The 8359-nt window shown below is 60.7% G+C and carries 8 protein-coding genes; 4 read left to right on the top strand and 4 right to left on the bottom strand.

The window, feature by feature from the left end; all coding sequences use genetic code 11:
* From JWR89_RS00760 to JWR89_RS00750, 3 genes are all read right to left on the bottom strand, one after another.
* Positions 1-256: aldo/keto reductase (locus tag JWR89_RS00760; protein WP_299710488.1), on the bottom strand; the 256-nt coding region annotated here is incomplete at its 3' end.
* Between the two features lie 42 nt (positions 257-298).
* A complete protein-coding gene (locus JWR89_RS00755) occupies positions 299-1741 on the bottom strand; it encodes an MFS transporter (RefSeq protein WP_299710479.1) in 1443 nt (480 codons plus the stop codon).
* A gap of 50 nt (positions 1742-1791) precedes the next feature.
* Positions 1792-3021 (bottom strand): HlyD family secretion protein, encoded by a 1230-nt coding sequence (locus tag JWR89_RS00750; RefSeq protein WP_299710477.1) that lies wholly within the window; start codon positions 3019-3021, stop codon positions 1792-1794.
* 145 nt (positions 3022-3166) lie between these two features.
* On the opposite strand from JWR89_RS00750, the gene JWR89_RS00745 reads away from it, so the two are divergent.
* Both JWR89_RS00745 and mug read left to right on the top strand, forming a co-directional pair.
* Positions 3167-3808: a TetR/AcrR family transcriptional regulator gene (locus JWR89_RS00745; protein WP_299710475.1), complete on the top strand. Its 642-nt coding sequence runs from the start codon at positions 3167-3169 to the stop codon at positions 3806-3808.
* A 247-nt stretch (positions 3809-4055) separates the two neighbouring features.
* Entirely contained in the window at positions 4056-4595 is a 540-nt protein-coding gene (mug, locus tag JWR89_RS00740; protein ID WP_299710472.1) for a G/U mismatch-specific DNA glycosylase, read from the top strand.
* A gap of 268 nt (positions 4596-4863) precedes the next feature.
* Here the strand turns inward: mug and JWR89_RS00735 are convergent, their stop codons facing one another.
* Positions 4864-5247: a hypothetical protein gene (locus tag JWR89_RS00735; RefSeq protein WP_366142956.1), complete on the bottom strand. Its 384-nt coding sequence runs from the start codon at positions 5245-5247 to the stop codon at positions 4864-4866.
* A gap of 272 nt (positions 5248-5519) precedes the next feature.
* Here JWR89_RS00735 and JWR89_RS00730 point away from each other — a divergent pair, with 272 nt between their 5' ends.
* Positions 5520-6656 (top strand): HlyD family secretion protein, encoded by a 1137-nt coding sequence (locus JWR89_RS00730; protein WP_299710469.1) that lies wholly within the window; start codon positions 5520-5522, stop codon positions 6654-6656.
* 45 nt (positions 6657-6701) lie between these two features.
* Positions 6702-8357 carry an MDR family MFS transporter gene (locus JWR89_RS00725; protein ID WP_299710466.1) on the top strand — a complete coding sequence of 552 codons (1656 nt, stop codon included), beginning with the start codon at positions 6702-6704 and terminating at the stop codon, positions 8355-8357.
* Positions 8358-8359: the final 2 nt, after the last annotated feature.

The raw sequence follows: 8359 nt of genomic DNA, 5'->3' as shown, positions 1-8359 counted from the left end.
TCGTGGTGACGAACAGATCCTCGCGCTGAAGCGTTCCCGCCTTGAACGCTTCCTGAATCGCTTCGCCCACCGCGGCTTCATTGCGGTAGCGTTCCGCACAATCGAGATGTCGAAATCCCGCTTCCAGTGCCGCCCTGGTCGCCTGTTTGGTTGCGAGAGGGTCCGGAATGAGCGTGCCAAACCCGGCAGCGGGGATCTCGCCTGATCCATGGGTCGTATGAATCTTCGTATCGCGAAGCGTATCGGATGTTGTCATGTTTGTTTTCCTTTGCGACGTCATTTCACAACTCCACAGGCGTTAGGTGGTCGGCCGCGGCTTATGGAGAAAAAATACAAGCGGGCTCACGATCAGCATCGCGAGCATCAGGATCTTGAACTGGTCGATCACTGCGACGACGGCCGCCTGTTGGGTGATCATGCCGTTGAGCGCGGCGAGGCTGGGCTTGGCCATCGAGCCCGTGACATGCGCGGCGGTGCGGAAGGGTGTGAGGTTCTTGGCGAGCGCCAGGTGCATGGCCTGGGTGTTGCTGTAGAAGAACATCTGGACCACGGCAATGCCGATCGTGCTTCCATAGACGCGCAACAGGATCAACAAGGACGTGCCTTCGGGGCGGAATTTCGGATCGAGCGCGCTGAACGCCACCTTGCCGAGCGACGGAAGCAACACGCCGAGACCGGTTCCCTGCAGCAGGGTCGCTGCAATCACCAGCCGCCGATCCATCGCCGGTGAATAGCCGAGCATCAGCGAATTCGCATAGATCACCGCCACCATGCCGCCGAATATGAACAGACGGTTGTCGATTCGTGCCGGAGCGAAGCCCATCAGCGCCACCGCCCCCACGAGCGTGACACCGCGTGCAAGGGTCATGTAGCCGGTGGTATCAACGGGATAATCGAGCAATTCCTCCAGCATCGGCGAGGTCAATGCCAAGGTTGGCAGCAGGACGAAGCCGACGGCAAAAAACATGATCGCCGAAAGAATGAAGTTACGATCCCTGAACAGCGCCTTGTTGAGAAAATGCAGATCCGTCGTCATGACGTGCACGATGAAAAGATAGAATCCTAGCACCGAGGCAGCCGCTTCGGCCCAGATTTCCGCCGAGGCGAACCATTCCAGGCGTTCGCCGCGGTCGAGCAGCATCTGCAGGCCGATCATGCCAACCGATAAGGTCGCGAGGCCGAAGAAATCGAAGGGCGGGTTCTGCTCCGCTCTCTTCTCGGGGAGGAACAGTGCCACTGTCAGGGAGATGAAGGCCGCCATCGGCAGGCTGAAATAGAAGATCGAGCGCCAGCCGTGATATTCGCTGAGCCAGCCGCCGATGCTCGCCCCACTGCTGATACCGAGCACGATGCACACCGACCACGCCAGGGTGATCCGGGCATGACGCGGCTGCGGCAGCACATCCAGCAGCGTCGCCAGCGACAAAGGCGCGAACGTGCCGCTCGCGGCTCCCTGGATGATCCGGGCGAACACGAACTGGAGGGACGTTGTCGCCAGCGTGTTGAGGATCAGGCCGACCACGAAGACAGCGAGAGCCACCTGATAGACCGTCTTGCGGCCATAGCGCCCCGCCAGCCAGCGCGCCATGGGCATGACGGCGGCGCCCGCCGCCATATAGGCCGTAAACACCCAGCCGACCTCGTCGTTGGCCATCGATAGCGTGCCCTGGATATGCGGCAGGGCCGCATTCGGCAGCGAGATGTTCACCGCTTCCGTGTAGGTCGCCATCAGCGCCGCCACGGTAATTGCACGATGGCCGCTGGCTGCAGCGGTCAATGGGAGAGCAACACTCATTTGACCTCCGTCGCACGCGCCGGCGGGAGCAGATGAAACCAGGTGCGGCGATAGCCGGTGTCGACCCGCGCCGTCACACTCATGCCCGAGAACAGCGGCCGGTTCGGATGGACCTCATCCAGCTCGAGCCGCACCGGCAGACGCTGGACAACCTTAACCCAATTTCCGGTCGCATTCTCGGGCGGCAGGACCGCGAAATCAGAACCAGTGCCCGGACTCATGCTGACGATGTGCGCGTTGAACTTGCGATCCGGATAGGCATCGACATCGATCGTCGCCTCTTGACCCGGCCGCATGTGGATCAGGCCGGTTTCGCGAAAATTCGCCTCGATCCAGATCCGCCGGCTCGACAACAGCGAGAACACGGGCGCACCGGAATTGACGAAACCGCCGACTTGCAGATCATCTACCTTGGTCACGATGCCGTCGTCGGGCGCCGTCACCGTCGCATAAGAGAGATCGAGCCGGGCGCGGTCGAGTTGCGCCTTGGCCGCGCGAACTGTCGGGTGGCGATCATTCTCAATGTCAGGATCGCCGTCCAGCGCTACCACGGTGTTGGCGATCTGTTGTTCGATCGACGCGACGCGTTGACGGGCGATCTTGAAATTCGTCTCGGCGCGCTCGAACACCGCGCGCGGGGTAAAATCGGAGACGACCAGCGCTTTCTTGCGTCCATACTCGCGCTCGTCAAAGGTAGCCGAATCCCTCGCCGACTGTAGTTCCGCCTGTTGTTGGCGATAGGTCGCTTTAAGCGATTCGATCTGGAGGCGCGCGCTGCCAAGCCGCGCCGCAGCCTGATCGACAGCAATCTGGTAGGCCTCGGGATCGATTCGGAACAGGACCTGGCCCTGCCGGACGCGTTCATTGTCCCGGACGGCGATTTCGACCGCCTGGCCGGCGACCCGGGCGTTGATGGTAACCTTTGCCGCGCGAACGAACGCGTTGTCGGTCGAGACGTAGGGCTCCTCGGCGAGATACATGGCGGCGCCGAGCACGGCCACCACGAGCGGCACTGCGAGCATCAGGGGCCGGCGCAGCCGGTCCCTGAGCGTCCTTGCGGGCAACACGGGCATTCGATCGGGTGCGGCGCCACCGACAACTCTATCGAATTGCGTCTCCACCGCAGCGTCCGCCACTGCCGCAGAGGTCACACCGATATCCGCAACCGCGCGGAACTCCTGGCGGTCGCCATTCCAGCCGACAACTGGCGAAACATTCAATCCCATGGAAAGCCCTCACCTCTATTGTATTTTGTAACGCCTCGTATAAATATTGCACTACAATGCAGCAATCAAGATGCTTGTCCATTTAATTTTGTAACGTTACCTACAAATGTGGTATGAACACGCAGCGACCAGGGTGATTTGCGATATGGCACGAAAAAAGAGCGAAACGGGACCAGCGCGCCGGGGGCGGCCCCGCGCCTACGACACACAGGTCGCACTCAAGCAGGCGACAGAGACCTTCTGGAAGACCGGCTATTCCGGCACTTCCCTCGACAGCATCGCCGCCGCAACCGGCATGAATCCACCAAGTCTCTATGCGGCATTCGGCAACAAGCACGCGATCTATCTCGAGGCGCTCGCGCGCTATTGGGAGATCAGCCTAGCCGCGACACGGGAGGCGCTCGCGCACGACCGTCCCTTGGGCGAAAGCCTGATGCTTGCCTATGAAGCAGCGTTGTCCATCTATTTTTCGGGTAAAGGAGGCGCGCGCGGCTGCTTTGTGATCGGGACCGCGATAACCGAAGCCGGCGAAGATGCTGCGATCCGCAGCAGCGTAGCGGCCGGACTCCGTATGATTGATGCCGATTTTGAAGTCCGTTTCCGCACGGCAATTGAACGAGGCGAACTGAAGCTCGATGCGGATCCCGCGGCGCTTGCGATCCTCGCATCAGCCACCATGCACACGATCGCGATCCGCGCCCGTGCCGGCGTTCGCCGTGCCGAACTGAGGGAGGTTGCCAGGAGTGCAGTGAGCGTAATCTGTGGATGCAGCGTGGACGCGACCTGAACCGCAACGCCCGCGAGGCGCGTGTTGCTGCGAGTACCCCTCGCCAACTTTCCGATGAGGACAGCTCGCACATTGTCTTCCTCCTCCGAAGGACGGCCGCCATTCTGCAAGCCGCCAGTGTGTTCGGCCATACAACCCTCGGCGGAGGTCCGTCATATCAAGGTATGAGCGGCTATGTCGCAAAACGGGATTAGCGAATGGTTGGCAGGCGGAACATGACCTCGTTCATGAAACAGGCTTTCGCGCCATGAGTGGCTTACCCGACATCCTGGCTGACGACCTCGATGTGGTCTTCTGCGGGCTTAACCCCGGCCTCTGCGCCGCAGACGCCGGCCACCACTTTGTCGGCCGCGGCAACCGGTTCTGGCCGGTGCTCTTCAGGTCCGGGTTCACGCCGCGGCTATTCGAGCCGGCCGACGACCGGTTGCTGCTCAACGAAGGCTGTGGACTGACGACAGTCGTTGCCCGCCCCACCGCGAGCGTTGACCAGATTTCAGTCAGTGAATTCGCCGGCGCATCGGACACCCTCAGGCGGAAAATCGAGGTGCATAAACCGGGCTTTGTGGCGTTCCTCGGCAAGAAGGCCTACAGCGCGATCATCGACCGATCAACCGTCGAGTGGGGCCCGCAGACAGGACTGTTCGGCGGTACCCGCGCATGGGTCCTTCCCAATCCGAGTGGACGCAACCGCGGCTTCTCATTCGATGAACTCGTCGTCGCCTATCGAGAACTCAGACTTGCTGCCCGCGCTGGAACGAAACGGAATTCTTGCGTCGACGGAAGATGAGAAAGGCAATGCCCAGGAGCACGACGACCGCCGCGGTTGCCATGCCGCCGCGGGCAAGTGCGAGCAATGGAGACGAAGGACCGCCCCGACGCTCCTCGCCGACCTGTTGTTCGGTGATGGTGGTGTCGGTTGACCCATAGTGGGTGAGCACGTAGTTGCCCAGCGCGATACACGCGTTCCTTTGGGGGGCATCGTCGGTACGTCATTTGAACCAACCTCAACACTCGACATCCTGCTGACGTTTGGATCGAGATCCAGAATTGTTGCGCTAATTCGCTCTCTTCGAGGGAGGCTCGAACTCTTTGAAGTCATCTTCCGGAACGATCAGTACCGGCGGCTCATCATACCCTTTTCGGCTACTGTAGAAAATGAGTGCCATCAGGCCAAACCCGACAGCGAGAGAAGCAATAACTCCGACTACCATCGCAACATAACCTGAAATTGGCACATCGACACGGTCTGCGAGCTTCCAGCCGAGATAGGCAACAACACAGGCGCCAAACAACAGCGCTACCAGCACAATCAAGACCACCCATGAGCCGACACCCAGGCGCGCCGACATTTTCGGCGCAAATGCGGTGCGCGCCCTGCTTCCAATGTTCTTCATGGAAAATTCTTCCCGCATTTGTCGCGTCCAGTTGCGCCATTTCAACTTCACACTCGTCGACTTACCCACTCCGTTTCGCCAATGCCGCAGCGGCCTCCTATCGAAGCCACCAACATCACGACACCAGTGGCAAGGGACAAACAGTGCCTGCCCCCTTCTTTCTGAACCATCCAACGTTGGGACGATTTCGTTCACATCAATGTATGAGTGATCGGCGCCAAATGTATGAGTGAATGCCGCGCTTTCAGTCAGCTAACAATGGTCGGACCCGCTTTCGAGAGTGAATTTGGCGCGGCCTACACATTTCGGAGAATGCCATGTCGACCGTTTCCTTTGCTGCTGACCGGAACGTCAAAACCAGCCTTCGCCCGTCGCGGCAGGCAATACAGCGAGCGGCGGTTGCACTGGCAGCAGTACTCGGTATCACCGGCAGCGCCGCTTTCGGCCACTACTACCTCACCACCGGCCGCTATTTGGAATCAACCGACGATGCCTATGTGAAAGCCGACTCGACAATCATCGCACCGAAGGTCTCGGGTTACATTTCCGAGGTGCTGATCGCCGACAACGAGAAGGTTGCGGCCGGGCAGCTTCTGGCCCGAATTGACGACCGTGATTTCAAAACCGCATTGAGCCAGGCCAAGGCTGATGTCATGGCCTCCGAGGCCGCGGTGCGTAGCCTCAATGCGCAGATCGAACTACAGTGGCCGCTGATCCAGCAGCAGGCGGCGGAGGTTGATGCGTCCGAGGCAACTCTGAAGTTCGCACAGGAAGAGCGCACCCGTTACGACGGCTTGATGAAGTCCGGTTCCGGCACGGTACAGCGCGCACAACAGACCGACGCCGCCTTGCGCGCACAGAACGCACAGCTGCAGCAGGGCAAGTCGGGCCTGGTCGCGGCCAACAAGAGGATCGAGGTGCTGTCGACCGAGCGGGCCAAGGCTGTCGCGCAGCTCGATCATTCCCGCGCTGTCGAGCAGCAGGCCGCGCTTAACCTCTCTTACACGCAGATCACCGCGCCGGTGGACGGCACCGTCGGCGCACGCTCGCTCCGGGTCGGACAATATGTGCAGGCGGGAACCCAGCTGATGGCGGTTGTGCCGCTGGATGCGGTCTATGTGGTGGCCAATTTCAAGGAGACCCAGCTCACCCATATGCGCAACGGCCAGCCGGTAGACCTGTACGTCGACAGCTTCCAATCGACCAGGCTGAGGGGCCATGTCGACAGCCTGTCGCCGGCGAGCGGCCTGGAATTCACGCTGCTGCCACCCGACAACGCGACCGGCAATTTCACGAAGATCGTGCAGCGCGTGCCGGTGAAGATCGTGCTCGACGACCAGAGCCTGAACGGCCTGTTGCGCCCGGGCATGTCCGCGGTGCCGACCGTGAACACCAAGTCGGCGGCTGTCGCCGAACGCGAAGCCGAGAAGCGGCTGGCGTCGCGCGGCCCCTAGCCGCGCAATTCAACGAACGCGCCCCTCGCACGCGAGCAGAAAACCATGACCGCACTGCAAACTATCGCCGACACCATTCCCGCCAGCGAAGGTCGGCCAACCGCAGCGGCTCCCGCCGTCTCGGCAAAAACCTGGATAGCGGTGATCGGCGCCACGCTCGGCGCCTTCATGGCGGTGCTCAACATCCAGATCGTCAATGCCTCGCTGGCCAATATTCAGGGCGGGATCGGCGCGGGCATCGACGATGGCGGTTGGATCTCGACCTCCTATTTGATCGCCGAGATTGTCGTGATCCCCCTGAGCGGCTGGCTTGCCCAGGTGTTCTCTGTCCGCATCTACCTCCTGACCAACGCCGTCCTCTTCCTAGTGTTCTCGGCGGCCTGCGCGCTGGCGCAGAACCTGCCACAGATGATCGCGCTGCGCGCGGTGCAGGGATTTACCGGCGGCGTGCTGATCCCCCTGGCGTTCACGCTGATCATTACGTTGTTGCCGAAGGCAAAACAGCCGATCGGCCAGGCGCTGTTTGCGATCTCGGCGACGTTTGCTCCTGCCATCGGGCCGACCATCGGCGGCTATCTCACCGAGAACTGGGGCTGGCAATACATTTTCTACGTCAACATCGTGCCCGGCGCGATCATGATCGGTATGCTCTACTTTTCATTGGAAGCAAAACCGATGAAGCTGTCGCTGCTGCGCGACGGCGACTGGCTTGGCATCATCACCATGGCGATCGGCCTCTCGGCGCTGCAGACCGTACTGGAAGAAGGCAACAAGGATGACTGGTTCGGTTCACCCTTCATCGTCCGCTTCGCCGTCATCGCCGCGATCGCGCTACCGCTGTTCGTCTTCATCGAACTGACCAGCAAGAAACCGCTGTTGAACTTGCGCCTGTTATTCCGCCGAAATTTCGGCTTCGGAGTTCTCGCGAACTTCCTGCTCGGCGTCGCCTTGTACGGTTCGGTGTACATTCTGCCCGTCTATCTATCGCGCGTTCAAGGCTACAATTCTGAGCAAATCGGCACGGTGCTGGCCTGGACCGGGCTGCCGCAGCTCGTACTGATCCCGCTGGTGCCACGCCTGATGAAGCGCATCGATCCGCGCATCATGATCGGCATTGGCTTTGGGCTATTCGCCGCTTCGAACTTCATGAACATCTACATGACCAGCGACTATGCCGCCGATCAATTGTTTTGGCCGAACGTCGTCCGTGCCATTGGTCAGGCCCTCATGTTCGCACCGCTCTCGGCGGTCGCAACTGCCGGAATAGAGGCGGTGAATGCCGGGTCCGCGTCCGCGTTGTTTAACATGATGCGCCAGCTTGGCGGCGCTATTGGCATTGCCGCACTGCAGACGCTGCTGACCAAGCGCGAGCAGTATCACTCCAACGTACTGTCACAGTCGGTGTCAGTGCTCGCGCAGGCCACCCGTAACCGGATCGAGCAGCTTACGCAGTATTTCACGAACCACGGCGTCACCGATCCCGTTGACGCCGCGCATCGCGCCTATGTAGCTATCGGCCATATCGTGCAGAAGCAGGCCTACATCCTTGCCTTCAGCGACACCTTCTACGCGCTGGGCGCGGCGCTGATCGTCGCGATGCTGGCGAGCCTTCTGCTCAAGAAGCCCGACCGCCTCGACAGCAAGCTTCGCGCCTGTGACTTGGTCAAGCTACGTTTGCACGACATTTTTTTCAGGATTTAAAG

The organism is Tardiphaga sp. (genome assembly GCF_028290785.1).
Lineage (GTDB): Bacteria > Pseudomonadota > Alphaproteobacteria > Rhizobiales > Xanthobacteraceae > Tardiphaga.
Note: the sequence above shows the minus strand (reverse complement) of the source record. Positions and strands in the feature narration are given on the sequence as shown.

Coding starts and splice junctions, on each gene's coding strand:
- JWR89_RS00750 (WP_299710477.1), bottom strand. CDS start 3,021: ATGGGATTGAATGTTTCGCCAGTTGTCGGCTGGAATGGCGACCGCCAG.
- JWR89_RS00745 (WP_299710475.1), top strand. CDS start 3,167: ATGGCACGAAAAAAGAGCGAAACGGGACCAGCGCGCCGGGGGCGGCCC.
- mug (WP_299710472.1), top strand. CDS start 4,056: ATGAGTGGCTTACCCGACATCCTGGCTGACGACCTCGATGTGGTCTTC.
- JWR89_RS00730 (WP_299710469.1), top strand. CDS start 5,520: ATGTCGACCGTTTCCTTTGCTGCTGACCGGAACGTCAAAACCAGCCTT.
- JWR89_RS00725 (WP_299710466.1), top strand. CDS start 6,702: ATGACCGCACTGCAAACTATCGCCGACACCATTCCCGCCAGCGAAGGT.